A 26,465-nucleotide genomic window follows, 5' to 3' on the forward strand; every position below is an offset into this window, starting at 1 on the left:
ACGACCGGTCGACGAGCCCGGCACCACCCTGAGCCCGGTACCGGGTAACCCATTTGGCCACGGTCGCGCGAGAGACCTGGAGCCGTTCGGCGACCCGGGCTTGAGCCCAGCCGTCGTTCACGACGAGCTGAACCCGCTTCAGCCGGCCTCCCGGGGTCAGCGGGGCGTTGGCATGAGTAACGTAAGAGATGAGGGCCTCCGTTGCATCGTGTTGAGTGTGGTAACCCAATCGATACCGGAGGTCCTCACCTTTTTAGCTCACGCCACGCTCACAACCTGTGTGGGAACAACANTCACAACCTGTGTGGGAACAACACCTAGCCCGCCTGAGCCCGGCGGTCGAGCTCGACTTCCGGCGGTCGAGCCCGTCGAGACCCGGCGCGCCGTCGCTAACTTCGGAGATTTTGGCGACATGCCGCCCAGGCGCCCAAACCGGCGTTTCCTAAGATTCTCCGTATTAACGTGACGACAGATGCGGGTGGCAGACCCGGTGACGGATGCCCAAGGCAGGCCTGGTCGCTCCCCGCCGAGGCACTGGCCGGGTTCGAGCAGGCCCTGCTGGAGTCGGCCCCGCACCTGACGGTGTCGAACCTCGCCTAGAGCAGCACGCCCCACACCACGTGCGCGGCCAGCAGCGTGGTGCCGAGCGTGACGAGGGTGATCTGCACGATCTCCACTCGGTGCGGATGCGCCCATGCGCCGTGGGCTCGCCGGCCGAGCCAGGCGTTGGTCCAGACCAAGGCCGCCACCGCGAGCAGCGAGAGGGTGACGGTGCGCACGAAGAGTTCGGGCACGTCATGGAGGACCCCGGCGCCGACCTGGTAGAAGGCGATGATGCCCCACGGCACGATGCCGACCATGGCTCCGAAGACGAAGGGCCGGAGCGAGCCGCCGGCCGGTTCACGCTCCTGCAGTGCGAGGAACAGCGTGGCACCCGCCGTGATGGCGTAGAGCGCCACCAGCGTGCCGACCTCCGTGACGCCGTTGAACTGGGCGATGAGGAACACCGTGACCGCGGAGACCTGCGAGTACTCGACCCAGCGCAGCGGATTGCGCGCGGCGGCCAGGCCGCGCCGGTAGCTGCCGGCGACCGTCGGGGTCACGGCGGCGAGACGTAGGAGCGCGGAGAAGGCGAGCAGGACGACGACGGCCACCCCGAGGTTCACGGCGGCCAGGTCGACGACCTGCGCTTCGGCCTGGGAACCCACCGGCCCGCCGGGGAAGCCGGCCGTGACCGGCAGCAGCACCGGGGCGCTCTGGGCCAGGACGACCACGGAGACCAGAACGGCCTGTGCGACCAGGAGGAGTGCGGCGGCGAGGTTGACGCTGCTCAGGCGGGTAGATCGGGCGTCCGTCACGGTGTTCTCCGATGCCGTCGTCATGCGCTCAGCGTAACGGCCGGGGTGCGCCGGCAGCCTCCGGAAACGCGAGAATGAAGGGGTGAGTGACGCCGGCAGCTTCGTAGACGCGACGCTGCAGGCCGAGGGGGATCCGTACCGGGCGGCGGCGCAGGAGCGGCTGGGCAGCGACCTGCGGTTCTACGGTGCCTCGGTCGGCGCGGTGCGCGGAACGATCCGGGACGCCGGCCGCCGGTATCCCGGCCTGACGCACGACGACATCACAGCATTGAGTTCCGAGCTGTGGGCGGTGCCGGTGTTCGAGCGCCGTCTCGCGGCCGTCGTGCTGCTGCAATCGAATGTGCGGGTGCTGGACAACTCCGACCTGAGCCGGATCGAGGGATTTGTGCGAAGTGCCCGCCTGCGCGAGTTGGTCGACCCGCTCGCCGTCGACGTGGTGGGTCCGCTGGTGGAGCGGTTGGATGCGCCGGGCCGGGCCCGGGCAGACGGGGTGCTCAATCGCTGGGCCGGCGACGGCGATCCGTGGTTGCGCCGGGCCTACCTGCTCACGAAGCGTCGGCTCGAGCAGCACCTCTGATCAGTCTCAGAGCCCCGGCAGAACCTGCTCGCGCACCTGCTTGCGCAGGATCTTGCCGAGCATGGAGCGGGGCATGTCCTCGATCGTGACGATCCGGCGCGGGATCTTGTAGGCGGCGAGGTGCTCGCGGCAGTGCTCCCGCAGTGCATCCTCATCGAGCGGCACTCCGGGCTTCAGCTCGACTGCCGCGACGACCATTTCCCCGCCGCGTTCGAGAGCCTTGCCGACGACGGCCGCGTCGACGACATCCGCGTGCAGTCGCAGCACCGCCTCGACCTCCGAGGGCGAGACGTTGAAGCCGCCGGTGATGACGAGTTCCTTGGCGCGGTCCACGATCGTGGTGAAGCCGTCTGCGTCGACGGTCACGATGTCCCCCGTGCGCATCCAGCCGCCGGGGAGGAGGGCCTTCGCGGTCTCCTCGGGGTTGTTCCAGTAGCCCTGGAAAACCTGGGGGCCCCTCAGGAGCAGCTCGCCGGGCCGGCCCTGCACTACCTCCACGGTGGGGTCGTCCAGGTCGACCACCTTCATCAGCGTGGAGGGAAAGGGCACGCCGACCGTGCCGGGCCGGCGGGTGGGGTGGAACGGGTTGCCGAGGGCCACCGGCGACGTCTCCGTCATGCCATAGCCCTCCACCAGCAGCCCGCCCGACACCGATTCCCACAGTTCCACGACATGGTCGGGCAGGTTCATCGCACCCGAGATGCAGTACTTGCAGGAGCGCAGCGAGATTCCGCGCTCCTTCGCCACCACGGCCGTGCGCTCGTAGATCGGCGGCACCGCGCAATACACCGTGGCGGGCGACTTCTTCATGGCGTCGAGAATCAAGTTGGGGTCGAACTTGGGGAACAAGACGAGCAGACCTTGCTTACGGATGCCGTAGGTCAGGTAGAGGGTCATGCCGAACGCGTGGAACATCGGCAGGATCGCGTAGAAGACCTCCTTGCGGTACTCGGCCCCGTGCATCCATGCCTCGCCCTGCAGAGCGTTGGAGTACAGGTTGAAGTGGGTGAGCATGGCGCCCTTGGGCTGGCCCGTGGTGCCCGAGGTGTACTGGAGGGCCGCGAGGTCGTCGACCGACGGGCGCGGATGCGCGGGATCGATCGGGAGATGGCTGAGCAGTTCCTTCCACGGGATCGTGCCCGGCGCGGCAATCGTGAGGGCCTCGCGGGATTCGCGCAATTTCTTCACCGGCAGGTGCAGGGCGAGGCGCTTGAGGGTCGGGAACGCCAGGAGCAGGTTCACGGACACGATGTGGTCGATCTCGATGTCGCGCGGGAAGGCGCGAACGGAGGCCACGGACTTGTCCCAGGCGATCACGATGCGCGCCTGGTGGTCCTCGAACTGGTGGCGGAGTTCCCGCGAGGTGTACAGCGGATTGTGCTCGACCACCACGGCACCCAGGCGCAGCACCGCGTAGAAGGCGACGACGTGCTGGGGGCAGTTCGGCAGGATCAGGGCCACCCGGTCTCCCGCTCGCACCCCGAGGTGCCGCAGACCCTCCGCAACCCGGTCGACCTCGTCGCCGAGCTCGGTGTACGTCGTGCGGCGCCCGAAGAACTCGAGTGCGGGGTGGTCACCGGCCTCGGCCACGGCCCGCTCGAGCATCGCGACGAGCGACTCCGTGGGGAGCTCGATCTCGGCCGGGACGCCCGGCTGATAGTTCTTTACCCAGGGTTGCTGCTGCGTTGTCGACATGGTCTTATCCTCCCGCACGAACGGGGCGCACTCTCCGATGGATTACCGTTGTAGTATGCACACCCCTGACACGACCCCCACGCAGAGCGAGGCAGATACTGCCCGCGACACGAAAACCTTCGCCGACCTTGGGCTCAATGATTCGATGCTCAAGGCGCTCAAGGACGTCGGGTACGAAACTCCCTCCGCCATTCAGGCCGCCACCATCCCCCCGCTTCTCGCCGGGCGCGACGTCGTCGGCCTCGCCCAGACCGGAACCGGCAAGACTGCCGCGTTCGCGCTGCCGATTCTTTCGCGCCTCGACCTGGCGCAGAAGACCCCGCAGGCACTCGTGCTCTCCCCGACCCGTGAGCTTGCCCTACAGGTCTGTGAGGCATTCGAGAAGTACGCCGGTCATATGCGCGGCGTGCACGTGCTCCCCGTCTACGGCGGCCAGGGCTATGGCGTGCAGCTCTCCGCGCTGCGTCGTGGGGTGCACATCGTCGTCGGTACGCCCGGCCGCATCATGGACCACCTCGAAAAGGGCACGCTCGACCTGTCGCAGCTGAAGTACCTGGTGCTCGACGAGGCCGATGAGATGCTCAAGATGGGCTTCGCCGAGGACGTCGAGACGATCCTCGCCGACACCCCGAACGACAAGCAGGTCGCCCTGTTCTCGGCGACCATGCCGCCGCAGATCAGGCGGATTTCGAAGAAGTACCTGAACGACCCTGAAGAGATCACGATCAAGAACAAGACCACGACCTCCGCGAACACGACCCAGCGCTACCTGATGGTGTCGTACCCGCAGAAGGTCGACGCGCTCACCCGCATCCTCGAAGTGGAGAACTTCGAGGGCATGATCGTCTTCACCCGCACCAAGAACGAGACCGAACTGCTCGCCGAGAAGCTGCGCGCGCGCGGCTACTCCGCCGCTGCCATCAACGGCGATGTGGCCCAAGTGCAGCGCGAGCGCACCGTCAACCAGCTCAAGTCCGGCAAGCTGGACATCCTGGTCGCAACGGATGTCGCCGCGCGCGGCCTCGACGTCGACCGCATCAGCCACGTCGTCAACTACGACATCCCGATCGACACCGAGTCGTACGTGCACCGCATCGGCCGCACCGGCCGAGCCGGCCGCAGCGGCGCAGCGATCAGCTTCGTCACGCCGCGCGAGCGACACCTGCTCAACGCCATCGAGCGGGCGACCCGCCAGCCGCTGACGCAGATGCAGCTGCCCAGCTTCGAAGACGTCAATGTCACCCGCCTGGCACGCTTCGACGACGCCATCACCGAGGCCCTCGGCCAGTCCGAACGGATCGGCGCCTTCCGCGACATCATCGGTCACTACGTCGCACATCACGACGTGCCCGAAGCGGATGTCGCGGCGGCCCTGGCGGTCGTCGCCCAGGGAGAGACTCCCCTGCTGCTCACCCAGGCGGATGCCCGCGCGCAGCGGCCCGAGCGTGCCGACCGCGGCGACCGGGCAGAGCGCGCCCGCGCCGACGCCGGTCGCGGCGACCGCCGTGACGAACGCGCAGAGCGCGGCGAACGCGTGGAGCGGGTGGAACGCCGCCCCCGCGACAACAACCGCGCGATGGCCTCGTACCGCATCGAGGTCGGCAAGCGCCACAAGGTGGAACCGCGCCAGATCGTCGGCGCTCTCGCCAACGAGGGTGGCCTGAGCCGCGAAGACTTCGGTCACATCCAGATCAACCCGGAATACTCGCTCGTCGAGCTGCCGGCCGACATGCCGGGCGACGTGCTGGGCCGACTGGAGAACACCCGCATCAGCGGCAAGCTCATCGAAATCCGTGCCGACGGCGGCGGACCGGTCCGTCGCGAGGGCCGCACCGAGCGCCCGCCGCGCCAGCCGCGCAGCTACTAGGCACCTGCCTCGGCAGGGCACGGGGTATCCGCGATCCGCTACCCTGCCGGGGGCTATCCAACTCTGGTGCAGAGTGCAATCGTCGTCGGCGAACCACATGGTTCCTGACGAAGGAGATTGACATGTTCACCAGTTCCGAGGCCTTCAGTTCGTTCTCCGTTGACGACATCGACAAGGCGAAACGCTTCTACGGTGAGACCCTCGGTCTCTCCGTCACGGAGGGCATGATGGGCAACCTCGAGGTTCGGCTCGGCAACGGCGCGCAGCTGTTCATTTACGTCAAGCCCGATCATGTGCCGGCGTCCTTCACCGTTCTCAACTTCATGACCGACGACGTCGAGAAGACGGTCGACGAGCTCAACGCCCGCGGCGTGACCACGAAGATCTACGGCGATGCGGATCTGGCCGACATGCCGCCCAACGACGAGAAGGGCATCATGCGCGACGAGGAAGACCGGGCCCAAATCGCCTGGTTCACGGACCCGGCCGCCAACGTGCTGGCCGTGGTCGCGGAATCCATGTAGCGGTGTACCCGGTGATCTGGAACGGGGAGACCAGCCAAAACATCATCGGCCGTTGGAGACCTCCGTCGGGAGCAGACCGGAACTCGGCGGTCTCAGCGCGCAGGAACGTGACCTCCTGAGCACCACGGTCTTCCGGGCAGTGGAGCGTCGGTGCGACTGTTGGGGGTTTGACTTCCTGTGGTTGCCGGTCGGCTCGACCCTCTGGCGCCCTGACGGTGTCAGCGGCTCCGCGTCGCCGGGAACAGCGGCTTGCAGGTCGTGCAGACCTCGCCGTCCTCACCGTTTACACTCCGATCGTCGACGGCACGGTGCTCGATGCCCAGACGCTCGAGCAGCGCCCACGCCAGCAGCGCGATCGCGGCGACGGCGACGACCGGGCGAACGGCGGCCGCGATAAGTGGAACGGCCTCCCGCAGTTCGGTGGTGAGATAAACCGCGATCAGGCCGAGCACGGGCCAGCGCACGTCACACCGGGTGGCTTCCCCGCCGATCGGGGCATCGAAGTAGCTGGCGACGACCAGGCCGATCAGCCCGGCCCCGACGACCGTGACCGCATAGGCCCAGACGGCACCGGGGAACATCAGTGATCCGCCGGCCACGGCAACGGAGCCCGAGGCGAGTGTCAGCGCGGTTAACGCCGCCGCCGCGATGCCGGCTGCGACCATCCGTCTTCGGCGAGGCCAGATGCGGAGGTCGGTGAACGTTCTAGAGATTCTCATGGTGTGGCTGATTCCTCGATTGTCAAAAGGGTTGATACCCCACGGGGTATTTTATACACATGTAGTCAGACCCGACAAGGCCAGATGATCTGCGCAAGACCATGAGCCGGCTCAAGCGCGCCCAGGGGCAACTCGTCGCGGTGATCGCCGCCGTCGAAGCAGGCACCGACTGCCGGGCGGTCGTCACCCAGCTCGCCGCCGTCTCCAGCGCCATCGACCGCGCCGGCTTCACGATCATCACCTCCGCGATGAAGGAGTGTCTCCCCGACCAGGGCGACACCGTTGACAAGAAGCCCCTCCACGTGGAGGAACTCGAGAAGCTGTTCCTAGCGCTGTCCTAGTCGACAAGCGCCACCACGGCCTGCACGGCCACATAGACCGCGACGATCAGAACCAGAACGGCGAATCCGCGTTTCAGCACAGTGTCGGACAGTCCGCGGGCGAGCCGGCCGGCGATCAGCGACGCAGCCATGGCCGTCACGGCGAACGCACCGGTCACGGCCCAGTCGATCTGCACGTCACCCAGGTGCGCGGTGAACCCGGCCAACGAGTTGATGACGATGATGACCAGCGAGGTTCCCACGGTCACGCTCATGGGCAGGCCGAGCACGAGGGTGAGCGCGGGCACGATGAGGAAGCCTCCACCGACTCCGAGCAGCCCGGTCAGGAAACCGACCACCGCGCCGGTGGCGAGCGCGCGGGGCAGGCAGCTGCGCCACCTGATCTCCCCGCCCGGGAGCGCACAGGGGCCGCCGCCAGGTCGGGGCGGCATGAACATGCGGATGCCGGCGATCACCATGATCACGGCGAAAATCAGCAACAGAACTCCCGGGTTAAGCAGCCGGTTGACCATGGTGCCCAGGTAGGCGGTCGCCACCCCGGCCGACCCGACGATGGTGGCCAGCCGCCAGTTGACGCCGCGACGCAGCCGCGGGAGCACGGCGACGGCGGAGGCCGCTCCGACAACGATCAGGGAGGTGGGGATCGCCTCCTCCAACGGCAGCCCGACCCCGTAGACGAGGGCCGGCACGGCGATGATCGCCCCGCCCCCACCGACCAGGCCCAGCAGGGACCCGACGATGAGCCCGAGGACGAGGGCCGCGATGATCACGGGCGCTGAGGCAGAACAGTGGGCAGCCGCTCAGCAGTCCACTCGAGCATTCCGCCCGTCATCGTATTCGCGTCGAATCCCGCGGCAGCCACGTAGTCGGCGGCGCTGGCGCTGCGACTCCCGCTGCGACAGCCCAGGATCACGGGTCGCTTCGGGTCCAGAGCTGCGGTGTTCTCCGGAATCGTACTGAGCGGAATGTGCCGGGCTCCGGCGATCATGCCGTCGAGAAGCTCGGGGGTTTCCCGCACTTCGACGATCTGCGCCTCGGCCAGGCGGCTGAAGACCTGCTGCGGGGTGAGTTCCATTATGAGTGCCTTTCCAGGGACAGATTGGGGCGGAATGGTGCCCACAGAACCAGGAGGACTCCGGTCAGCGCGACGACGCCGAACAGGACCGCTCCCAGAAGACGATGGGGAGCACCAGGGCCGCGTACCAAAACAGGCCCGGCGTGAGCACCCCGGGCAAAAACGGAGAGACTGATCGAGACGACAGTGTCGAGGCCAGAACCGAAGAGCACACCGATCGGCAGCATCTTCCAGGGACGGTCCACGAGCCGGGACTGCGCTTCTCGGCCGGGTGGATCGCCGTTCGCTTTCCCGGCATGGGGTTAGACGGTCAGCTCGGCCAGGGTGAGTCCGGCAGCCGTGGCCTCGTCGAAGTTCCCGTCGACGTGCACGACCTCACGGCCGGCGCGCTGCAGAAGGCTGGCGGCGACCCCGGCACGGTAGCCGGAACCGCAGTGCACCCAGATTGTGCCGGCCGGGATCTCCTCCATCCGGGAGAGCAACTCGTGCAGCGGAACATTCACCGCACCGAGCAGGTGGGAACCGGCGAACTCGTCGGCGCGACGGGTGTCCAGGAGGACATCCTGTTCGGCGCGGCCCTGCAGCATCCCGACCCAGCCCACACGCGGGTAGGTGGCGACCGGGGCATCCGGGGCCAGGGCGTGCGGCTCGGTGCCGATGGCGGCATCCGGCGAGTCGATGCCGATGCGCGACAGGTCACGGATGGCGTCCTCGACGTCTGCGCGGTCGCCGACCAGGGTGAGCTGCTCCTTCCAGGGCAGAACCCAGCCCAGGTAGGTGGTGAAGTTCGAGCCGTTGCCGTATTCGAAGCTCACGGCACCCTGCAGGTGGTTACTCGAGAACGCGACCCGGTTGCGCAGGTCGACGACCCACTCCCCCTCGGCCAGGCGCCGGGTGAGCTCGACGGCGTCGAGGGACTCGGGCACCTGCAGGTTCGGCGCGCCGGGACCCTGCGTATTCGCGGGGGCCATGTGCGCGTAGTAGGAGGGGTAGGCGGTTAGGTTGGTGATCAGGTCGCGCACGAAGTGCTCCTCATCGGAGTCGGTCAGGGCGTGGTTCGCCGTGAGCTGTTCGCCGATGGTGGATGCTCCGGCGCCGGTGGCCGGGCCGCTGGAGCAGAAGGAGCCGAACCCGTGGGTCGGGAAGAGCGCGGCGTCATGCTCGGCCTTGTGCACGAGCCGGCGCACCGAGGCATACTGGTCGTGGGTGAGCGCGACCGTGTCGGTCGTGGCTACCAAGTCGGTGCGTCCGACCGAGCCGAACAGCAGGCTGCCGCCGGAGAAGACCGCCTCTTCGCTGCCGTCGCTGACAATGTAGGACACGTGGGTGTGGGTGTGCCCCGGCGTGGCCACCACGGTGACGGTCAGGCCGCCGACTGGGAAGACCTGGCCGTCGGTGACCGGCTCCCGCTCGAAAGTGACGGAGTCGGCGGCGTTGACCAGGTACTTCGCGCCGTGCACCCGGGCGAGCGCGAAGCCGCCGGTCACGTAGTCGTTGTGCAGGTGGGTCTCGGCGACGTGGGTGATGGTGACTCCGGCCTCGCGTGCCGCGCTCTCCACCCGGTCGGTGTCGCGCTGCGGGTCGATGACCAGCGCGACCGCGCCGTCGTGCACCAGGTAGCTGCGGTCTCCCAGCTGCGGGGTTTCGATAACGATAACGTCCATGGTTCGAAGTCCTCCAAGTCTTGCGTGCGTCGTGCTGACGTCTTGCCTGCGTTGTGCGTGCGATCGGATCGCACATTGGATACGATACCCCCAGGGGTATCTGAAAAGCAACCTGTCGGGCCGCTCCGGGCGTCGCCCGACGCTTGACCAAAATACCCCATGGGGTATATTCTGGAGTCATGGCAACCATTGACACCACCGAGAAAACCTTCGACCAGACCATCACCGACAACTCCATCGTGCTGGTGGACTTCTGGGCGGCCTGGTGCGGCCCGTGCCGCATGTTCGCGCCCACCTTCACCGCCGCGTCCGAGAAGCACCCCGACATCGTGTTCGCCAAGGTCGACACCGAGGCCGAGCAGAGCCTGGCCGCCGCCGCGGGCATCCGTTCGATCCCGACGCTGATGGCCTTCCGCGATAAAGTGCTGGTGTTCTCCCAGCCCGGCGCCCTGAACGCCTCCTCACTGGAAGAGGTCATCACCGCCGTGCGGAGCCTCGACATGGACGAGGTGCACGCCAGCATCGCGGCACGCCAGGCCGCCGACAAGGCGTCTGCCTGACCGGCCTCTCCGCCTTACCGACTCCCGGCGACGCCCCCCAGGCCGGCCAGTCGAACCCGAGCGGCATGGTCATCGGCACGCTGACCGAGGACCAGAAGTCAGAGCTCGCGGCGATGAGCGAAGAAGAGAAGCTCGCGTACGACCTGTACGCCGCATTCGACGCCCAGTACGACCCGGCGCTCTCTACCCGCATCGCCAAGTCGGAATCCAAGCACCTGGATGCCGTGTGCACCCTCCTGGAGCGGTATGAGCTCACCGACCCGACCGTCGGACTGGAGGCCGACGAGTTCCTGACCGACGACACCCAGGACCTCTACGACACCCTCCTCGCCGAGGGCTCGGTCAGCGTGGACACCGCGATGGAGGCCGGACGCGCAGTCGAGGAGACCGACATCGCCGATCTGACCATCGCGGTCGAGGGCGTCACCGCCCCCGACGTGCTGAAGGTCTACGAGCGACTGCTGGCCGCTTTCGAAAGCACCTCGTCGCTTTCGGCGGCTAAGCACCGGCAACACCGCGAAGGGCACCCACGCTCGTGGGTGCCCTTCGCGGTGTTGTGGGTGGTGCCGGTGTTGCGGGCACTACGGGGTCGTGACGATCGGGAGACCGGTGGAGACGGTGGCGGCAGACATGGCGCCGGCATCCGTCACCGAGGTGAACCCGAGATCGGCCAGACGGGCCGCCGCGGCGGCCGAACGGCTGCCCGAGCGGCAGTACACGACGTAGTCGCCGTCGGTCGGCAACGCCGCAACCTGGCTGTCGAAGTCGGATGACTGCACATCGATGTTCAGCGCGTCTTCGAGGTGACCGGCGGCGTACTCCCCGGGGGTGCGCACGTCGATCACGACGGTGCCGGCCGCCATGGCGGACTCAGCCGCCGGGGCGACCGGAGCGGAGCACGCGGTGAGGCCGAACAGGGCGGCACCGGCCAGGACGAGTGCTGCGACGAGGTTCTTCATGCCTAGTTGCAGGTGCAGCGCTGAGCGGGCGGGATGTCGGCCATGACGCTGTCGACGTGCTCACCGCAACCGGTCCAGGTGATCTTGCCGCAACGGTTACAACGAATGGGGCTGCACATAGGTGACTCCTTCTCGATTCACTGAAAGTATCAGTATACCCCCTAGGGTATCCAGAGCGCCACCATCGGCCTCGGTCTCTTTCCCGACAGCCCTTGCCCCCAGACCACGGCCCGCCCGAACGAATTCAACGGAGATTTTCCGATTTTCGACCTGTGTGGGCCACAAACCGGGCTCCAGAGCCAAAATCTCCGTCGAATTCGTTAGGGGCGATGGGCGGGGTGCGAGTCGCGGGCGAGCTGGGTGGCCAGTTCGCCGAGGGCGGTGATGGTGTGGTCCGGTGCCGCGAAGAAGCTGGGGTAGATCTCATCGGCGCGGTTCAGCCACGCAGTGCGGAGGCCTGCCTGCGCGGCCCCGTGGATGTCCCAGGGGTGCACGGCCACCAGGAGCAGGTCGCCCGGCTTCACTCCGCAGACATCCGCGGCGTAGTCGTAGGCGGCCCGAACCGGCTTCCAGGCCGGGGCGTCCTCCACCGTGAGCAGAGCCTCGAACTCCCCTCGGAGACCCGCGCGGGTCAGGAGGGACTCGGCCACCTGCGCGGATCCGTTGGAGAAGGTCACCAGGCGCAACCCTGCACTTTTCAGATCACGGATGCCGTCGGCAATGTCCGGATGCAGGCTCAACGTCTCGAAGCCGTCCATCACGTGGCGCACCGAGTCGTCGAGGCTACGGGTCAGGTCGACGTCGCGGAGGACCCCGCGCAGGATCTCGGATCCGATCATGGAGAATTGCGCGGTTCCTCCCGCGGCGGCGAGGGCGAAGCCGTCCCGCAGCAGCGAGGCGAACCAGACCCGGGCCAGGTGGGCCGGGGCTCCGATCTCCACGAACCGGGCGCTCAGCGGGGACATATCGGAGAGGGTTTCGTTGACGTCGAAAACGATTACTGAAGGTGTGCTGTTCATAGTGATTTCCTTTGATTGGTGCGGTTCTGCCGCCGTGCCTTTCCCGCGAGGAACACCCCAGCCACGGTCAGGGCTCAGCTGGTCCTCCGGTCAAAGCTTTCTTCCGCGCAACACCCTAGTCGCGCGGGGAGGGATCCACCGGGGTGGCCTCCCCTCCGATCCCACCTGGGTCGTCGATCTCGGCATATTCCCGGTCACGATCCGGCTCGCTCAGGGAATTCTTCTCAAACGAAGAAGAATCCCAAAAGTTCTGCCGGGAATCGTGAAGAAGACCGCTTGTTATTGCAGCAGTCTTCAAGTAGCAGCCGATAACGGGCCGCCGGAAGCCGTCCAACGCTCTGCACAATTCAACGTCGAAGGAATGCACATGACCATCTATCAAGACGACACCCAGGCTGTCGAAGCTCTCAAGAACGCGGCCGGAAGCAGCTGGGACGCGATCAACCCTGAGTCGGTCGCCCGCATGCGTGCACAGAACCGCTTCAAGACCGGCCTCGAAATCGCCCAGTACACCGCCGACATCATGCGCAAGGACATGGCGGAGTACGACGCGGACTCCTCCGTCTACACACAGTCCCTCGGAGTCTGGCACGGCTTCATCGGCCAGCAGAAGATGATCTCGATCAAGAAGCACCTGAAGACCACGAACAAGCGCTACCTGTACCTGTCCGGCTGGATGGTCGCTGCTTTGCGAAGCGACTTCGGCCCGCTGCCCGACCAGTCCATGCACGAGAAGACGGCCGTTCCCGCGCTGGTCGAGGAGCTCTACACCTTCCTCCGCCAGGCCGACGCCCGCGAGCTGGACCTGCTATTCACCGCCCTGGACGGGGCCCATACCGCCGGCAACGACGCCAAGGCCGCGGACATCCAGGAACAGATCGACAACTACGAGACCCACGTCGTGCCGATCATCGCGGACATCGACGCCGGTTTCGGTAACCCCGAGGCGACGTACCTTCTGGCCAAGAAGATGATCGAGGCAGGCGCCTGCGCCATCCAGATCGAGAATCAGGTCTCGGACGAGAAGCAGTGCGGCCACCAGGACGGCAAGGTCACCGTTCCCCACGAGGACTTCATCGCGAAGATCAACGCCGTGCGGTACGCGTTCCTCGAGCTCGGCATCGACAACGGCATCATCGTCTCGCGCACCGACTCGCTCGGTGCCGGCCTGACGCAGAAGCTCGCCGTGACCTACCAGCCCGGGGACCTGGGCGACCAGTACAACTCCTTCCTCGACGTCGACGAGATCACCGAGGCCGAGTTGGGTAACGGGGATGTTGTCATCAAGCGCGACGGCAAGCTGCTGCGCCCCAAGCGCCTGGCAAGCAACCTGTTCCAGTTCCGTCAGGGCACCGGTGAGGCCCGTTGCGTGCTCGACAGCATCACCTCGCTGCAGAACGGCGCGGACCTGCTCTGGATTGAGACGGAGAAGCCGCACGTCGCCCAGATCGCCGGAATGATGAACGAGGTTCGCAAGGTCATCCCGAACGCCAAGTTGGTCTACAACAACAGCCCGTCGTTCAACTGGACGCTCAACTTCCGTCAGCAGGCGTACGACAACCTGCTCGCCGAGGGCAGGGACGTGTCGGCCTACGACCGCGCGAAGCTGATGAGCGTCGCCTACGACGAGACCGAGCTCGCTCAGATCGCTGACGAGAGCATCCGCACCTTCCAGCGCGACGGCTCGGCCGAGGCCGGCATCTTCCACCACCTCATCACTTTGCCGACCTACCACACGGCCGCGCTGTCCACCGATGACCTGGCCAAGGGCTACTTCGCCGACCAGGGCATGCTCGCCTACGTCAAGGGTGTGCAGCGTCGAGAGATCCGTGAGGGGATCGCCACGGTCAAGCACCAGAACATGTCCGGCTCCGACATCGGTGACAACCACAAGGAGTACTTCGCCGGCGAGGCCGCCCTGAAGGCCGGCGGCACCAACAACACGATGAACCAGTTCGAGGAACCGGCACTGAGCCACTAGCCCGAGTTCTGCAGAGGTCGCAATGAAGAAGCCCCAGTCGCAGAACTGGGGTTTCTTCGTTGGCCCTCCACCTTGGCCGGCAGGCTGAGGTTGTGCCAATCCTTGCCCGCAAAGGCTTCCACCTGCTCGTCGCCCCCTCGGGGCTGGCCAGACGCCTGCCGATGCCGATGCCGATGCCGATGCCGATCGAGCGTCGGTCACCGAGGCCCCGTTCTTCGCCTCGAGCAACCACCTCACGACGCACGAGCCAAACCCGCGGCGAGCGGGGTCGGCGGCTTGCCGGTGAGGCACGCGAGGTCACCGGTGGTCTCACCGAGCAGGCCGTCACGGATGTCGGTGTCGAGCCCCACAACAAAGCCCACCAGGCCCGCGTCGAGTCCGAATCCCGTCAGCATGTCCGCGTGCGCGGCCGGGGTGAGGTTGCGGAAGGTGACGTCGCTCCCGATGAGGGTGCCGATGGTCGCCGCCAGCTCGTCGAAGTCCCAGGCGTGGTCGCCCGGGAGCCCGAGGCCTGATCGGACAGTACGTCGTCCAGCAAGGCATCCGCATATTCGGGGCGGCTGGCCGTGTGCTCGGGAGCCAGCAACCGGGCGGAGGTCGTGGCCTTGGGGCACTCGTGTCGACACGGAGTTGGGCCACGCGCTCGCCATGCGACTCCTGCCGTTCTGGACTGAATCGCCGGCAACGCCGTGTAACACGTGCACGCGAAATCGCGGATCCCGAGTCAGAACGGCGCAGGCTCGTCGCGGTCCGCCTGCCGTACGGTCTTCTCCGGGGAGGGCAACTTCTCCGCCCGACGCATGCCCGAGAACGCGACCGCGACCGCGACCGCCCAACGATGCTGGCGCGGCGTGGTTGCTGATGCAGGGTCATACGCAGCTCGCCCGACTATGCTGACCGCGGCGGCAGCGAGTTGCCAATGCGGAAACGGCGGTGGCGGTGAAGCCTTCGGGGTTCGACCTGGATGCCCGGTTGCGGCGCTACCCGTGGGTGTCGCGGGCCATGAACGCGGAGGCCGTCTACGGCACTGTGCTGACCGCGGGTCTCATTTCCGCGTTCTCCCTGTACAACCCCGGCCTGCCGGCCCTCATCGCCCGTACCGTGGGAACCGTCCTGGTGTTCTGGGGCGCGCATGTGTACGCCGAGATCGTCGGCAATCGGGACCTGAGCTGGCGGGAGGCGGTCCGTGAGGCGCTGCAACGCTCAGCCGGGCTGTTATGGGCGCTCATCGTGCCGGTAGCCTGCCTGATCCTCGCCGCACTCCTCGGGTGGTCGATAGATGCGGCCGTAGACCTTTCACTGTGGGCTGCTGTGGTCACCCTCGCGGTGCTGGGTTGGTGGGCTGCCCGGCAACGGCAGGCCGGTTCACGCGCGAAGCTCGCCACCGCGGCGGGAACGGCGGGCATGGGCTTGGCACTGATCGCACTCAAGGCGCTCGTGCACTGAGCGAGGCGCGACCGCCGGCGACGGCGCTCCGGTCAGGCGCTGTCGTCTTCAGCGAGAAGCCTGTCGATCTGCCCCATGGCCTGGCGCATACCCTCCTCCATACCCAGCTCGGAAATCTGTTGCATTTGCTCGAGGCTCGCAAACGTCGACACCGTGGTCATGCGGGTACGACCGTCGGCCTCCTCCAGAGTCACCACGGCCCGCACCGAGCCCATCTCGAGAATCGGGTCACCGTTCTCGTCGGCGAAGCCGTCCTCGAATTCCAACCGGCGCGGCGGCTGGATCAGCGTGGTCACCCACCAGCCGGGCCCCTTCTCGCCGTCCGGGCCGGTCATGTAGTAGTTCGACCGGCCGCCGGGCACGAAGTCGTGCCGCTCGAAGGTGGCCGGCCAGGTCGGCGGGCCCCACCAGCGCTCGAGCTGACGCGGGTCCTCCCAGAGCTGCCACACCCGCTCCGGGCTCGCGTCGAAATCGGCCACGAAGGTGAGCGTCAGCGCCTCGGTGTCGGTGTTCGAACTGATGACGGTCATGATTTCTCCTTCGGGGTTTTCGCTTTCTGGTCTCAGAACAGGATGTCGCTTATGTCTTCCGCGGTGAATACCCCGTGGGTATGAAAACAGGGACAGATCGACGGCACGGAGGGCACCTGGCCGTTCGAGAAGTGCACCGGCATGCCGTCGGGTGCGATGGGCAAGGTCGTGGCGGCGACCGGTCCGGCTCGAGCACCGGGCCTAAAAACCGACCACGCGCAAGCGCTGCGCGACCGCCGCCTCACCGTAGGGATAGTCGGAAACGACCGGTGAACTGAGTGCGCCTAACAGTTCCAGGTGCTCTGGGCTCAGTTGCACGTCGGCCGCGGACAGGTTTTCCGCGAGCTGCTTCACACTCCGCGCCCCGAGGATGACCGAGGTCACCGCCGGTTGCACCTCAAGCCAGGCAAGGGACACCTGCGCGCTCGTGGCACCGATCTCGGCTGCAACCTCAGCGACGGCGTCGATGATACGCCAGGTGCGTTCCTGCTTGTTGCGCGGACCCCAGGCTTCCATCCCGCGCGCGGGATCCTCACCGAGGCGCGTTGCTCCGGTGGGGTCCGTGTCGCGCCGGTACTTACCAGACAACCAGCCTCCGCCGAGGGGCGACCAAGGGAGAAGCCCCAGGCCCGCGTCGAGTGCGGCCGGCACGATCTCCGATTCGATTTCGCGCACGAGGAGGCTGTACTGCGGTTGCAGGGTGACCGGCGGCGTGAAACCGAGCGCCCGCGCCACGTACACGGCCTTCGTCAGCTGCCAACCCAGAAAGTTGGAGAAGCCGTAGTAGCCGATTTTCCCGCTCCGGATGGCGTCGTCGAGAAAGCGCAGGGTCTCCTCCAGCGGCGTCAACGCGTCCCAGGCGTGCAGTTGATATAGGTCGACGTGATCCGTGCCCAGCCGGCGCAGCGAATCGTCAAGTGCCCGGTTCAGATGCCGGCGGCTGGTTCCCCGATCGTTGGGGCCGGTGCCCATCGGAAACCTGCCCTTGGTCGCGAGAACGATCTGCTCACGCTCGGTCGGGTGCGAAGCCAGCCAGGACCCGATCATTTCCTCCGAGACCCCGGAGCTGTAGACATCCGCGGTGTCGACGAAGTTGCCGCCTGCCTCTACATATGTGTCCAGAAGTGTGTGTGCCATCTCCTGATCGGCCTCCGCGCCGAAAGTCATGGTGCCGAGGGCGTAGGTCGAAACGACCGCGCCGCTGTTGCCGAGTGAGCGATATTCCATGTGCGATTCCTGTTCTTTTTCGAGGCGGAGTGCCCGAGACCCTGCCATCAGTCTCACACGCTCGACTACGTCGATACCGCCCGTCCGTTGACCTGAGGGCCACCCCGGGCGACCCTGTTCGACACCCATCGATTCCATGCCTTCTTCACCACCAGCACCGTCGACACCGTCGCCGCCGACACAACCCACCGCACTCACGCCACGATAGCGCTCGTGAGTGCCGACCTTAGAGCAGTTCCTTGGCGCACCTGCCCGAGCACTGGCCCTCGGAGAAACCCAGGACGGCCCTGTTCGACCAGAACTTTCGACCGCGACAACCCGACCCCACCTGACCAAGCAGCGGACACCGGCATCAACAGGAACACCAGCGGAACACCCCGGGCCGCGAGACCCGGACCGCATCCGCGCCTGAAACTCTCAAAGCCCCCCACAAAACCGATATCAGAATTCCCTCACAAGCCAGCCGGTGGACTCCGGCTAAGCAGCCGTGCTCGTCGGCCGTGCGGCGCGAGTCCTCACGGTCGGGCCAGTCTCCCAAAAGCTGTCTCTCGGTCGCGGTGAGCACGGTTGTGTCGGCTAAAGACGCTCGAAGCCGCACAGCAGCAGTGACCGCAGCGGACCCGACTGTCGGTCCGGCGTCGTTCAGGACAGATGCGAGTACCGCTTCACGAGTGCGATGGGATACCTGGAAGCTCGGAAACGTCGAGAATCCCGGCTTTGGCTGCGCGGTGGAGAGGACCGGCGAGAGTGGTTGCTGCCGCCACAGAAGCGGGAGTGGTTTGACCTGGCCGCGATCCGCTATACAGCGGGTGGCTGCACACCGGCCGCGCGGCTGACGGCACGCGTGGACACTCCATCACGCCCGACGTTGACAAGGAGGGTCGTCGCGGCAGCGATGGGCCGAGCGCGGGTCTTGCGCCCGGTGTGAGTCAATTCCTTTTGCCCATTCCGACGGTGACAGACGGCAGTTGGCGGCAGCCAGGGTCGTGATAATGTGCCAGTGGCATCAGTGTACGTAACTACTGAAATCTGAATCTCCCAGACCCAGCTGAAGGATCCCTGCATGGATTTTAGCAGACGTCATTTCTTGATCGGCTCCGGAGCGGTGTCATTACCCCTGCTCCTGTCAGGATGCGGTTTCGCGCCGCAGCAGTCAACCTCTACGGCCACGGGGTCAAAAACGTTGACATTCACTACGTGGGGCACAGACGCGGAGCTCGCAAGTTTCGCTCGCGCCATCGCGTCGTTCGAGGAGGCAAACGCGGGAACGAAGATCGAGCTGAACTCGGTTCCCTACGGACAGATGTTCACCAACATTGATGCCCAGCTGCAGGCGGGGAATCCGCCGGACATCTTCCGCGTGCCGTATTACACGTTTGGCAGTTACGCCGGTCGGGACCAGCTTTTGGACTTGAGCCCGTACCTGGAATCCGGATTTTCCGATCGCTTCACCGACGCGGCCTGGGCGGCCGTGCAGGGTAACGATAAGCCGTTCGGGGTGCCTCACCACACCGATACCTCAGTGATCCTGTACAACAAAGCCATTCTGGAACTGGCCGGGATCACGTCGGTTCCCACCTCTCTCGACAGCGCCTGGACGTGGGACGAGCTGTCCGAGGTCGCCGCGACCCTGCGTGCCGCCCAACCCGCAGAGGCCTACCCCATGGCCTACAACTGGCAGGGTAATGGCGTCACCCGCTGGCTTAGCCTGCTCTTCCAGGCGGACGGCCGGTTCCTGGACACGAACCTCACCGACCCTGCGATCGACTCGGCCGCAGGGTTGGCTGCCCTGGAATTCTCGTCAAGCTTTTTCACGAAGAACTTCGTCCCGCCGAACAACACCATCAAGTCGGCCACGTTCGCGAGCGACACCTGGTATTCGCAGACCTCGGCGATGGTTTGGTCCGGTGCGTTCGCTATCCCGGATGCCACGAACACACTCGACTTCGAGTGGGGCGCGACCTTCGCGCCACGTGGCAAGCGCGGTGGGGGCGACTTCGGGGGGAATGCGCTCGTCGCCACTGCGGGCACCGCCAACCCGGAGCTCGCCGCAGCCTTCCTTGACTTCGTCACGGGCGGCACGCAAATGCGCGACTTCTGCGAGACCGCCTCACTCCTGCCGACCCGGAAGGATCTCAGCGAATCGGGCATCGCTTTCGATGTACGTCCCGAGCTCGCCCCCATCTTCCTCAGCCAGGCTTCAACGGTGCGCGCCAAGGACTCAAGCCAGGTGGCGTCCCCCGACATGTCGAGAATCATCACCGTACTCCAGGACAACCTGGAATCGGCCTTCGCCGGTTCGACAAGTACCGCAGACACTCTGAAATCAATCGCAGAAGGGATCGCCCAAACCACGGGCAATTCGTGACAAAAGTCGCCATCGTGCAGGACCGGGTCGCGGGCACCGTCGCGCCGTCGCTTACGCTTCCAAGGCGCCCGGGGCGTCGTAATGGTAAAACCGTGCGCGAGGCACTCGCGGGGTGGCTGTTTCTGACCCCGAACATGCTGCTGCTTTGCCTATTCGTGCTCGTCCCGCTCGTGTGGACCGTGGTGATCAGCTTTCAGGAGACCAACGGGTTCGGGGTCGGTGAATACGTCGGTGTCGCCAATTATGAGCGCCTTCTTGGCGATCCGCTCTTTTGGAGATCCACGGCGAACACTCTGCTGTTCACAATCATCGTGACGCCTCTGTCGATGGTCCTTGGCCTCGGCGCAGCCGTGCTATTCAACTCGATCCTTCCCGCCCGAGGCGTGTTCCGTTCCATTCTCATCATCCCGATGGCTATCTCGGGCGTCGCCACCGCACTGATCGGTGTACTCGTTTTCAACGAGAACAACGGCATCCTCGACAATTTGATCCGATTTATCGGACTTCCGAGCGTTAACTGGCAGTCCGGTGGATTCGCCGCGTTCGTGTCTGTTGTTCTCGTGACGTTGTGGTGGAGGGTCGGATTCAACATGCTCATCTACCTGGCGGGCCTTCAGAGCATCGGCCCCGAACTCTATGAAGCGGCCGAACTGGATGGGGCGGGTTTCTGGGTCCGATTCCGGAATGTGACAGTGCCCCTGCTTGGCCCGTCGTCATTCTTTCTGCTCATTCTGAACGTCATCTATTCCTTCCAAGTCTTCGACATCGTGTTCGTGATGACCGGCGGCGGCCCACAGAATGCCACATCCGTGCTTGTCACCTACGCCTATGACACGGGTTTCGTGACTCGCGACCAGGGTTACGCCGCCGCTATCGGTGTCGTGCTTCTTCTCGTAACCTTTATCTTCACTGCGGTACGGTGGCGAACCAGCCGCAGCCGGGACCTGGTCGAATAAGGACACAATCGTGACAACATCCACCCTCTCGCCAGCGCCGGCGACCCGCAGGCAGAAGACGACAAGATTAGGGGTGCCGCGCTCGCGCAGAGGCTCGCGACGGGGGCTCGTCGCCCGCATCGTTGCGGCGATCCTCATCAGCATCGTTGTGCTGTTCCCGCTGTACTGGATGCTTGTAGTCGCGTTCTCATCGCGGTCCGAGCTGCTGGGTGGCACACTGCGTCTCTGGCCGCGTACCCTGACAGTCGGAAACTTTGAGCGCGTCCTCGCAGGGTTCCCGATTGCCACATGGTTTAGCAATTCCATGGCGATCTCGATCACGGTGGCAGTTCTCACGGTGCTCGTCAACCTGTTAGGCGGGTATGCCCTGTCGCAGCTCAAGTTCCGCGGTTCGAACGTCGTTTTTCTCATCGCCCTGACAACGTTGATGATCCCCGTGCAGGTGATTATGGTGCCGCTGTTTCGGCTCGTAACGAACCTCGGGCTTTACGGCAGCTACTGGGCGGTCATCCTGCCCACGGCCGCGAGCGCTTTCGGGTTGTTCCTCGCACGCCAATTCATTCTCTCCATCCCGCGCGACCTGATCGAGGCGGCGCTCATCGACGGGGCTAGCCACTTTAGAGTGTTCACGAGTATAGTTTTGCCGCTCTCAAAGCCGCTGATCGCTGTGCTGTTCTTCATGACGCTGCTGCAGTCCTGGAATGATTTCGCCTGGCCACTTATCGCCCTCAAGCAGAACGAACTCTTCACCCTGCCGATCGGCCTGCTCTACTTGCAGGGCCAATTCGGGTCGGATTTCGGTGCAACGATGGCGTTCGCCCTTATCAACGTGGTGCCCATGGTGGTGCTGTTTCTGGTGTTCCAGCGCTTCTTCGTGCAGGGATTCGCGCGCAGCGGCATCAAATAGGTGTGGCTTGTGAATTCGTCAAGTATCCGACCCGATGTGGCCGGGCTGGGACCGGGTCGAGGCGGCGATCCGCCCGACGTTGCGCGCATCGATGAATGCTGTTCGTGGCCGACCACGATGACGTCGGCGCTTCGGGTCCGGCTGCGGCATCCGCACGTGTCGAGCCGACCATTGTTTTTGAGTCGAGCACGCTGGGTAAGCAAGCGTGGCCGCGGCATCCGCGGGCCAGCACCAACCTGGCTGATCACCGTTCCGCGCTCGAACTGGTGGGCGCTGGTCTGCTCAACCCGGAGAACCGGTGGCAACCTGTGAAGATCCACAACAAGGCGACGGAGGTGGACGCATGATCGTGCTGCTCTCGCTGTTCTTCAACGATGGTCGAGCGAAAGTCGAACTCGCGGTCGCCCACGGAAAACGCGGGTTCGGCGGTCGCTAGGCGCTGCGTGAACGCCAGGACGACCACGAGGCGGCACGAGCAGTTTTCGCGTGCCGCAGACTCGGCGACTGAACGGCGTTCGCCGGGGTCTGCGATGGGTCTAGCCGATACGAATGAGTTTCTTGTTCACGAATTCGCTGGCACCGTAGCGTCCGAGTTCGCGCCCGAAGCCGCTTCTTTTCACTCCGCCGAACGGTAGCTCCGCGCTGCCGGCGTTGACGAGGTTGACGTAGACCATGCCGGCCTCGATGCGGTCGGCAACCCGCAGTGCCTGCTCGGGATCGGTCGTGAACAGGTAGGAGCCGAGCCCGAACGGAGTGTCGTTCGCGAGGGCGATGGCTTCATCTTCTGAGCCTGCCCGGTAGACGAACGCTACGGGGCCGAAGAACTCCTCGTGGTATGTGTCGTTGTCTCGCGTGACATCGGTGAGCACGCCAGACGGGTAGAAGTTACCAGACCGTTTGCCAGTGCCCGCCAAGGTCGCTCCCTGTGCGACTGCACGCTCGACCTGCTCCGCGAGATGTTCGGCCGCGTCGAGGGACGAGAGGGGTCCGTAGTCTGCCCCGGGGACGGTCGGGTCGCTGGGAGAGCAAGCCAGGATGGCGGCGGTGAACTTCTCCGTGAACTCATCGTAAAGTTCATCGATCACGATAAATCGCTTGGCGGCGTCGCAGGCCTGCCCGCCATTGCGGAGGCGACCGGCAACGGCGGCATCCACTGCGGCGGCCATGTCGTCGGTGCTCAGCAGAATGAACGGGTCTGATCCGCCCAGCTCCAGCACGACCTTCTTGAGGTGACGACCGGCCACCTCGGCAACGGCCGCGCCGGCGCCCTCCGAACCGGTGAGGGAGACGCCCTGCACCCGCGGGTCGGCGATGATCGTGGCGACCTGCTCGCTGTCCGCGTACACATTGGTATAGGCACCAGCCGGGAAGCCTGCGTCGTGAAAGATTTGCTCAATCGCCGCGGACGACTCCGGGCACTGCGACGCATGCTTGAGGATGATCGTGTTGCCTGTCATGAGGTTCGGTGCGGCGAAGCGCGCAACCTGGTAGTACGGGAAATTCCACGGCATGACACCGATCAGCACACCGAGCGATTTGGAACGCATGAACGCGGAACCCTCGCCGCTCAGCAGGGTGATTGGTTCGTCCTTCAGAAATTCCTGCGCGTTGTCGGCGTAGTACCGGTAGATGTCGGCGGCGTAGTCGACCTCGCCGAGCGCTTGATCGACGGGCTTGCCCATCTCGCGCACGATCATGGCCGCCAGCTTGTCACGGCGCTCCTCATGCAAATCGCCGACCCTGCGCAGGAGTGTGGCCCGCTCGTTGGTTGAAGAGCTGCGTGACCAGCCGCGGTGGGCCTCATCCGCCGATGCGATAACCTGCTCGATTTCATCAGCAGAAAGCTGGGCGTAAGTTTTGATGGTTTCGCCTGTGGCGGGGTTGACAACGGCATGGTGGCTCACGAGCCACCTCCTTTCACGGTAGGACTATGTTCCGGAAATTGGCACTGATACGAGCCAACCATGTTCGCGGGATTTGTCAAGGCGAATGAGGCCAGCGGAAGTTGCGGCGGCTCGTTTCGTCTCGGTGTGGTCTTCTTAGCCTGAATCCACGGGTCGACGTGGGATTTTGACGGCGCGATATACCAAGAATACCCAGCTGATCAGGTAGATAGAACTTGTCTAGAGTATAAATTTACCAAACAGATGAGCATCTTGTAGATGCAAGCTACCCACACCAACCGCACCGTTTCTGCATCATTTACCGACCCGAATCTTGTGTCGGGCGCTGAGTTGGTCCCGATCATGAAATTGGCCGCCCGAGCGGGGCTGGCGACCCTGGCCGATCAGTGGCTGACCGTCCCCGCCGACAAGGGTGCCAACGCCGGCTTGAAAGTCACCTCACTGGTCGGAGGGATGGTCGCCGGCGCAGACTCGATCGACGACCTCGCGATTCTTCATCACGGCGGCATGCGGAAGGTCTTCACCAACTGATACGCGCCGTCGACGTCGGGGTCGTTCCTGCGCGAGTTCGCGTTCGGTCACGTCCGGCAGCTCGACGCCGTCGCCTCACGCTTCATGCGGGGCCTCGCGCCCGAAACCCCACTGCTCGTGCACGACACCGACGGCTACATCTTCCTCGACATTGACGACACCATCATCGAAGTCCACGGGTACCAGAAGGAAGGCTCCGGCTACAGGTACTCCGGCGTGCGCGGCCTCAACGTGTTGCTCGACGCGCTGAAAACTGACGTGTCAGTGCCGATCATCATCAGCGCCGATCATCATCGGTCAACGGCTCCGCCGCGGTGCGTGCGGGTCACAGCGCGGCGCCGCCCGTTTGATCCGTGATGCCCTCGCCACCACCAAACGGCTCCACGGAGCCGAAAAAACGCGCGTGCTCCTCCGCGCCGACTCTGCCTGCTACGGTCACGCCTCAATCAGTGCGGCCCTCACAACCGGTGCCGACGTCTCCGTCACCGCCCGCGTGAACCCCGCCATCAAACGAGCGATCGGAACGATCCCCGACAACGCCTGGACAGCGATTGCGTACACCAACGCGATCTATGACAACAGCACGAAAACGTGGATCACGTAGCACCGAAGTCGCCGAGGTCCCGTTCACCGCGTTCACGTCCCGCAAGAAGGCCGAGAACATCACCGGACGCCTGGCTGCCTCGTGTTCGCGGGGCGTGACACGGCCGGCAAGGGCGGCACTACCAACGCACCACCGCGCAGGTGAGCCCCCGGTTCTTCCGAGTCGCGGCACTTGCCGTTCCCACTGAACGCGAGAAGTCCCAGCTGTACATCCAGCGTTACCTGGAGCATTTCCCCGCAGCCGGCGAGCTGGTCCTCTTCGACCGCAGCTGGAACAACCATGCGGGCGTGGAGCGGGTGATGGGTTTCTGCACTCCGGATCAGACCGAGCACTTCCTGCGGATGACGCCGCTGGGCGCTTTGGTATGTCGCGCATACCGACGACAAGAAGAGGGTTCGCCTCGACATCATCAGCCACCTCCTCAGCCTGGTGCCGTACGTGCCGTTCCCTGGGCTCGACATCAGGCTCCCCCAGCGCCAGAAGCGCGGTGACTACCGGGGGCCGAAGCTGACGGTTCGACAGATTCCGACCCCGTTCATAGTCACGTCGCGATGCCCGTCGCGATGGGGAGCCGGTGATGCAAGCCACAACCGCAGCATCCACTGCCCCGGTGCCGGCCATCGCCTGAACCAGCTTTCCTGAACTAGCCTTGACCTGCACGGTCCAACGGCGGGTGGGGGTAGATGTGACATTGCTTGAAGGTGCGATCATCCTGATCGCCGGGCTGGCCGCGGGAGTCATCAACGTGGTCGCCGGCGCCGGAACACTCATCACCTTCCCCGTTCTCCTGGCGTTGGGCGTGCCGCCGATCACGGCGAACGTGTCCAATACCGTGGGTCTGATCCCTGCGTCCATTGCCGGCGCCCACGGCTACCGACGCGAGTTGCGGTCGCAGTGGCGCCCCGTAGCTGTGATGGCGATCTTCTCCGCCGTGGGCGGCATCGTCGGCGGTCTGCTCCTGCTCGCCCTGCCCGCACAGGCGTTCGCCGGCGTCGTGCCCTTCCTGCTGCTGCTGGCCGCGGTGCTCTCGGCGATCCAGCCTCGGGTGGCCGGCTTCGTGCGACGTAAGGCGCCGGCGGCACCCGCCGGCACACTGCTGACCAAAACGGATACGCGTCCCCTCACCCTCGGGCTCATTCTCGGGGTGCTCGCGACGGGCGTGTACGGCGGGTATTTCGGTGCCGCCCAGGGGGTCGTGCTGCTCGCACTGCTGGGCATACTCTGGTCCACCGACATACACCGGGCCAACGGGACCAAGAACGTGCTCGCCGGAGTCGCGAATATCGTTTCGGCGATCATCTTCATCTCCAGCGGGACCGTGGACTGGAGAATCGCTCTCCTCATCGGCATCGGCTCCGCCGCGGGCGGCTGGCTGGGTGCCCGTATCGGCCGCACGCTCTCCGCGCCGGTACTGCGCACCATCCTGGTCGTGGTCGCGGTGACCGCCGCAGTGGTGCTCTTCCTGAGCTAGGGGGCGGAGCCGCCCGGGCCCGGCGCCGAACCAATTCGACGGAGATTTTGAGGCAGCGCGCAGTTTTGGGCAGATTTGGAGCCGTTTCGGCCCAAATCTCCGTCGAATTCGTCAGGGAGACCGGATGCCGCAGTCTGGCGCGGGCGGGTGGCGCGCCACCGTCTGAGACGGGCGGCGCGCCA

The 26,465-nt window shown here is 65.4% G+C and carries 28 protein-coding genes and 1 pseudogene; 17 read left to right on the forward strand and 12 right to left on the reverse strand.

Annotated features, from left to right (window positions below; translation table 11 throughout):
* Positions 1 to 190 (reverse strand): leucine zipper domain-containing protein (locus tag E3O47_RS03925; RefSeq protein WP_241986091.1); only part of this gene is annotated, 190 nt, incomplete at its 3' end.
* A 272-nt stretch (positions 191 to 462) separates the two neighbouring features.
* Between E3O47_RS03925 and E3O47_RS15855 the strand changes: the two genes are divergently transcribed.
* A complete protein-coding gene (locus tag E3O47_RS15855) occupies positions 463 to 600 on the forward strand; it encodes a hypothetical protein (protein WP_166785314.1) in 138 nt (45 codons plus the stop codon).
* Here E3O47_RS15855 and heR read toward each other — a convergent pair.
* The gene (gene heR, locus E3O47_RS03930) at positions 597 to 1,382 is read right to left on the reverse strand and encodes a heliorhodopsin HeR (RefSeq protein WP_104101481.1); all 786 of its coding nucleotides are present in this window, start codon (positions 1,380 to 1,382) and stop codon (positions 597 to 599) included. The genes E3O47_RS15855 and heR overlap by 4 nt on opposite strands.
* A gap of 58 nt (positions 1,383 to 1,440) precedes the next feature.
* Here heR and E3O47_RS03935 point away from each other — a divergent pair, with 58 nt between their 5' ends.
* Positions 1,441 to 1,935 (forward strand): DNA alkylation repair protein, encoded by a 495-nt coding sequence (locus E3O47_RS03935; protein ID WP_104101483.1) that lies wholly within the window; start codon positions 1,441 to 1,443, stop codon positions 1,933 to 1,935.
* Positions 1,936 to 1,941: 6 nt separating this feature from the next.
* Here E3O47_RS03935 and E3O47_RS03940 read toward each other — a convergent pair whose 3' ends face one another.
* Positions 1,942 to 3,630 (reverse strand): long-chain-fatty-acid--CoA ligase, encoded by a 1,689-nt coding sequence (locus E3O47_RS03940; RefSeq protein ID WP_134419565.1) that lies wholly within the window; start codon positions 3,628 to 3,630, stop codon positions 1,942 to 1,944.
* Positions 3,631 to 3,685: 55 nt separating this feature from the next.
* Between E3O47_RS03940 and E3O47_RS03945 the strand changes: the two genes are divergently transcribed.
* Together E3O47_RS03945 and E3O47_RS03950 are read left to right on the forward strand one after the other, a co-directional pair.
* Positions 3,686 to 5,497: a DEAD/DEAH box helicase gene (locus tag E3O47_RS03945; RefSeq protein ID WP_104101489.1), complete on the forward strand. Its 1,812-nt coding sequence runs from the start codon at positions 3,686 to 3,688 to the stop codon at positions 5,495 to 5,497.
* Between the two features lie 122 nt (positions 5,498 to 5,619).
* Positions 5,620 to 6,021, forward strand: coding sequence for a VOC family protein (locus tag E3O47_RS03950; protein ID WP_104101492.1), 402 nt, complete (start codon positions 5,620 to 5,622; stop codon positions 6,019 to 6,021).
* Positions 6,022 to 6,239: 218 nt separating this feature from the next.
* Here E3O47_RS03950 and E3O47_RS03955 read toward each other — a convergent pair whose 3' ends face one another.
* Complete coding sequence (locus E3O47_RS03955; protein WP_134342389.1) at positions 6,240 to 6,740, reverse strand: hypothetical protein; 501 nt, start codon at positions 6,738 to 6,740, stop codon at positions 6,240 to 6,242.
* Between the two features lie 101 nt (positions 6,741 to 6,841).
* Between E3O47_RS03955 and E3O47_RS03960 the strand changes: the two genes are divergently transcribed.
* Complete coding sequence (locus tag E3O47_RS03960; protein WP_134342390.1) at positions 6,842 to 7,081, forward strand: metal-sensitive transcriptional regulator; 240 nt, start codon at positions 6,842 to 6,844, stop codon at positions 7,079 to 7,081.
* Here the strand turns inward: E3O47_RS03960 and E3O47_RS03965 are convergent.
* From E3O47_RS03965 to E3O47_RS03975, 3 genes are all read right to left on the reverse strand, one after another.
* Complete coding sequence (locus E3O47_RS03965) at positions 7,078 to 7,851, reverse strand: sulfite exporter TauE/SafE family protein (protein WP_347232364.1); 774 nt, start codon at positions 7,849 to 7,851, stop codon at positions 7,078 to 7,080. The two genes, E3O47_RS03960 and E3O47_RS03965, sit on opposite strands and share 4 nt — an antisense overlap.
* Positions 7,848 to 8,156, reverse strand: coding sequence for a rhodanese-like domain-containing protein (locus tag E3O47_RS03970; RefSeq protein ID WP_134342391.1), 309 nt, complete (start codon positions 8,154 to 8,156; stop codon positions 7,848 to 7,850). Before E3O47_RS03970 ends, E3O47_RS03965 begins: the two co-directional genes overlap by 4 nt.
* A 302-nt stretch (positions 8,157 to 8,458) precedes the next feature.
* Positions 8,459 to 9,820, reverse strand: a complete 1,362-nt coding sequence (locus tag E3O47_RS03975; RefSeq protein WP_134401457.1) for an MBL fold metallo-hydrolase — start codon at positions 9,818 to 9,820, stop codon at positions 8,459 to 8,461.
* Between the two features lie 179 nt (positions 9,821 to 9,999).
* Between E3O47_RS03975 and trxA the strand changes: the two genes are divergently transcribed.
* Both trxA and E3O47_RS03985 read left to right on the forward strand, forming a co-directional pair.
* A complete protein-coding gene (trxA, locus tag E3O47_RS03980; protein WP_104101506.1) occupies positions 10,000 to 10,380 on the forward strand; it encodes a thioredoxin in 381 nt (126 codons plus the stop codon).
* Positions 10,381 to 10,445: 65 nt separating this feature from the next.
* Positions 10,446 to 11,153, forward strand: a complete 708-nt coding sequence (locus E3O47_RS03985; protein ID WP_134419567.1) for a DUF2202 domain-containing protein — start codon at positions 10,446 to 10,448, stop codon at positions 11,151 to 11,153.
* A 506-nt stretch (positions 11,154 to 11,659) separates the two neighbouring features.
* Here E3O47_RS03985 and E3O47_RS03995 read toward each other — a convergent pair.
* The gene (locus E3O47_RS03995; RefSeq protein WP_104171164.1) at positions 11,660 to 12,358 is read right to left on the reverse strand and encodes a haloacid dehalogenase type II; all 699 of its coding nucleotides are present in this window, start codon (positions 12,356 to 12,358) and stop codon (positions 11,660 to 11,662) included.
* 367 nt (positions 12,359 to 12,725) lie between these two features.
* On the opposite strand from E3O47_RS03995, the gene E3O47_RS04000 reads away from it, so the two are divergent.
* Positions 12,726 to 14,339: an isocitrate lyase gene (locus tag E3O47_RS04000; protein ID WP_134401455.1), complete on the forward strand. Its 1,614-nt coding sequence runs from the start codon at positions 12,726 to 12,728 to the stop codon at positions 14,337 to 14,339.
* A 233-nt stretch (positions 14,340 to 14,572) separates the two neighbouring features.
* On the opposite strand, the gene E3O47_RS04005 is transcribed toward E3O47_RS04000, so the two are convergent.
* A complete protein-coding gene (locus tag E3O47_RS04005) occupies positions 14,573 to 14,989 on the reverse strand; it encodes a hypothetical protein (protein ID WP_134419569.1) in 417 nt (138 codons plus the stop codon).
* A 289-nt stretch (positions 14,990 to 15,278) separates the two neighbouring features.
* On the opposite strand from E3O47_RS04005, the gene E3O47_RS04010 reads away from it, so the two are divergent.
* Positions 15,279 to 15,785: a hypothetical protein gene (locus E3O47_RS04010; protein WP_134401454.1), complete on the forward strand. Its 507-nt coding sequence runs from the start codon at positions 15,279 to 15,281 to the stop codon at positions 15,783 to 15,785.
* Between the two features lie 32 nt (positions 15,786 to 15,817).
* On the opposite strand, the gene E3O47_RS04015 is transcribed toward E3O47_RS04010, so the two are convergent.
* Positions 15,818 to 16,315, reverse strand: coding sequence for an SRPBCC domain-containing protein (locus tag E3O47_RS04015; protein WP_134342397.1), 498 nt, complete (start codon positions 16,313 to 16,315; stop codon positions 15,818 to 15,820).
* A gap of 201 nt (positions 16,316 to 16,516) precedes the next feature.
* The gene (locus tag E3O47_RS04020; RefSeq protein WP_104101524.1) at positions 16,517 to 17,542 is read right to left on the reverse strand and encodes an aldo/keto reductase; all 1,026 of its coding nucleotides are present in this window, start codon (positions 17,540 to 17,542) and stop codon (positions 16,517 to 16,519) included.
* A 1,183-nt stretch (positions 17,543 to 18,725) separates the two neighbouring features.
* Here E3O47_RS04020 and E3O47_RS04030 point away from each other — a divergent pair.
* The 5 genes from E3O47_RS04030 to E3O47_RS16445 all read left to right on the forward strand — a co-directional run bounded on the left by E3O47_RS04030 (position 18,726) and on the right by E3O47_RS16445 (position 22,209).
* On the forward strand, positions 18,726 to 19,910 hold the full coding sequence (locus tag E3O47_RS04030) for a sugar ABC transporter substrate-binding protein (protein WP_241976834.1): 1,185 nt from the start codon (positions 18,726 to 18,728) through the stop codon (positions 19,908 to 19,910).
* The gene (locus E3O47_RS04035) at positions 19,907 to 20,866 is read left to right on the forward strand and encodes a sugar ABC transporter permease (RefSeq protein ID WP_241986089.1); all 960 of its coding nucleotides are present in this window, start codon (positions 19,907 to 19,909) and stop codon (positions 20,864 to 20,866) included. The genes E3O47_RS04030 and E3O47_RS04035 overlap by 4 nt, the downstream gene beginning before the upstream one ends.
* A 10-nt stretch (positions 20,867 to 20,876) precedes the next feature.
* Positions 20,877 to 21,773 (forward strand): carbohydrate ABC transporter permease, encoded by an 897-nt coding sequence (locus E3O47_RS04040; protein ID WP_241986090.1) that lies wholly within the window; start codon positions 20,877 to 20,879, stop codon positions 21,771 to 21,773.
* Between the two features lie 95 nt (positions 21,774 to 21,868).
* Positions 21,869 to 22,120 (forward strand): hypothetical protein, encoded by a 252-nt coding sequence (locus tag E3O47_RS04045; RefSeq protein WP_134419571.1) that lies wholly within the window; start codon positions 21,869 to 21,871, stop codon positions 22,118 to 22,120.
* On the forward strand, positions 22,117 to 22,209 hold the full coding sequence (locus E3O47_RS16445) for an SsrA-binding protein (RefSeq protein ID WP_166785315.1): 93 nt from the start codon (positions 22,117 to 22,119) through the stop codon (positions 22,207 to 22,209). The genes E3O47_RS04045 and E3O47_RS16445 overlap by 4 nt, the downstream gene beginning before the upstream one ends.
* 100 nt (positions 22,210 to 22,309) lie before the next feature.
* Here E3O47_RS16445 and E3O47_RS04050 read toward each other — a convergent pair whose 3' ends face one another.
* Positions 22,310 to 23,677 carry an NAD-dependent succinate-semialdehyde dehydrogenase gene (locus E3O47_RS04050; RefSeq protein WP_104101534.1) on the reverse strand — a complete coding sequence of 456 codons (1,368 nt, stop codon included), beginning with the start codon at positions 23,675 to 23,677 and terminating at the stop codon, positions 22,310 to 22,312.
* 258 nt (positions 23,678 to 23,935) lie between these two features.
* Here E3O47_RS04050 and E3O47_RS16450 point away from each other — a divergent pair.
* The 3 genes and pseudogenes from E3O47_RS16450 to E3O47_RS04075 all read left to right on the forward strand — a co-directional run.
* Positions 23,936 to 24,885, forward strand: a pseudogene (locus tag E3O47_RS16450) (IS1380 family transposase); the annotation flags it as partial.
* Positions 24,886 to 24,952: 67 nt separating this feature from the next.
* Positions 24,953 to 25,303 (forward strand): hypothetical protein, encoded by a 351-nt coding sequence (locus tag E3O47_RS16455; protein WP_347232579.1) that lies wholly within the window; start codon positions 24,953 to 24,955, stop codon positions 25,301 to 25,303.
* A 194-nt stretch (positions 25,304 to 25,497) separates the two neighbouring features.
* Positions 25,498 to 26,283 (forward strand): sulfite exporter TauE/SafE family protein, encoded by a 786-nt coding sequence (locus tag E3O47_RS04075; protein WP_134342404.1) that lies wholly within the window; start codon positions 25,498 to 25,500, stop codon positions 26,281 to 26,283.
* The last annotated feature ends 182 nt before the right edge of the window (positions 26,284 to 26,465 follow it).

The sequence above is a fragment of the Cryobacterium sp. TMT2-17-1 genome (genome assembly GCF_004402765.1).
Taxonomy (GTDB): domain Bacteria; phylum Actinomycetota; class Actinomycetes; order Actinomycetales; family Microbacteriaceae; genus Cryobacterium; species Cryobacterium sandaracinum.

Bases quoted from the DNA above. Each gene is read 5' to 3' on its own strand.
- heR (WP_104101481.1), bottom strand. From the start codon at position 1,382: ATGACGACGGCATCGGAGAACACCGTGACGGACGCCCGATCTACCCGC.
- E3O47_RS03940 (WP_134419565.1), bottom strand. From the start codon at position 3,630: ATGTCGACAACGCAGCAGCAACCCTGGGTAAAGAACTATCAGCCGGGC.
- E3O47_RS03945 (WP_104101489.1), top strand. From the start codon at position 3,686: ATGCACACCCCTGACACGACCCCCACGCAGAGCGAGGCAGATACTGCC.
- E3O47_RS03950 (WP_104101492.1), top strand. From the start codon at position 5,620: ATGTTCACCAGTTCCGAGGCCTTCAGTTCGTTCTCCGTTGACGACATC.
- E3O47_RS03955 (WP_134342389.1), bottom strand. From the start codon at position 6,740: ATGAGAATCTCTAGAACGTTCACCGACCTCCGCATCTGGCCTCGCCGA.
- E3O47_RS03960 (WP_134342390.1), top strand. From the start codon at position 6,842: ATGAGCCGGCTCAAGCGCGCCCAGGGGCAACTCGTCGCGGTGATCGCC.
- E3O47_RS03970 (WP_134342391.1), bottom strand. From the start codon at position 8,156: ATGGAACTCACCCCGCAGCAGGTCTTCAGCCGCCTGGCCGAGGCGCAG.
- E3O47_RS03975 (WP_134401457.1), bottom strand. From the start codon at position 9,820: ATGGACGTTATCGTTATCGAAACCCCGCAGCTGGGAGACCGCAGCTAC.
- trxA (WP_104101506.1), top strand. From the start codon at position 10,000: ATGGCAACCATTGACACCACCGAGAAAACCTTCGACCAGACCATCACC.
- E3O47_RS03985 (WP_134419567.1), top strand. From the start codon at position 10,446: ATGGTCATCGGCACGCTGACCGAGGACCAGAAGTCAGAGCTCGCGGCG.
- E3O47_RS03995 (WP_104171164.1), bottom strand. From the start codon at position 12,358: ATGAACAGCACACCTTCAGTAATCGTTTTCGACGTCAACGAAACCCTC.
- E3O47_RS04000 (WP_134401455.1), top strand. From the start codon at position 12,726: ATGACCATCTATCAAGACGACACCCAGGCTGTCGAAGCTCTCAAGAAC.
- E3O47_RS04005 (WP_134419569.1), bottom strand. From the start codon at position 14,989: ATGGCGAGCGCGTGGCCCAACTCCGTGTCGACACGAGTGCCCCAAGGC.
- E3O47_RS04015 (WP_134342397.1), bottom strand. From the start codon at position 16,315: ATGACCGTCATCAGTTCGAACACCGACACCGAGGCGCTGACGCTCACC.
- E3O47_RS04020 (WP_104101524.1), bottom strand. From the start codon at position 17,542: ATGGAATATCGCTCACTCGGCAACAGCGGCGCGGTCGTTTCGACCTAC.
- E3O47_RS04045 (WP_134419571.1), top strand. From the start codon at position 21,869: ATGCTGTTCGTGGCCGACCACGATGACGTCGGCGCTTCGGGTCCGGCT.
- E3O47_RS16445 (WP_166785315.1), top strand. From the start codon at position 22,117: ATGATCGTGCTGCTCTCGCTGTTCTTCAACGATGGTCGAGCGAAAGTC.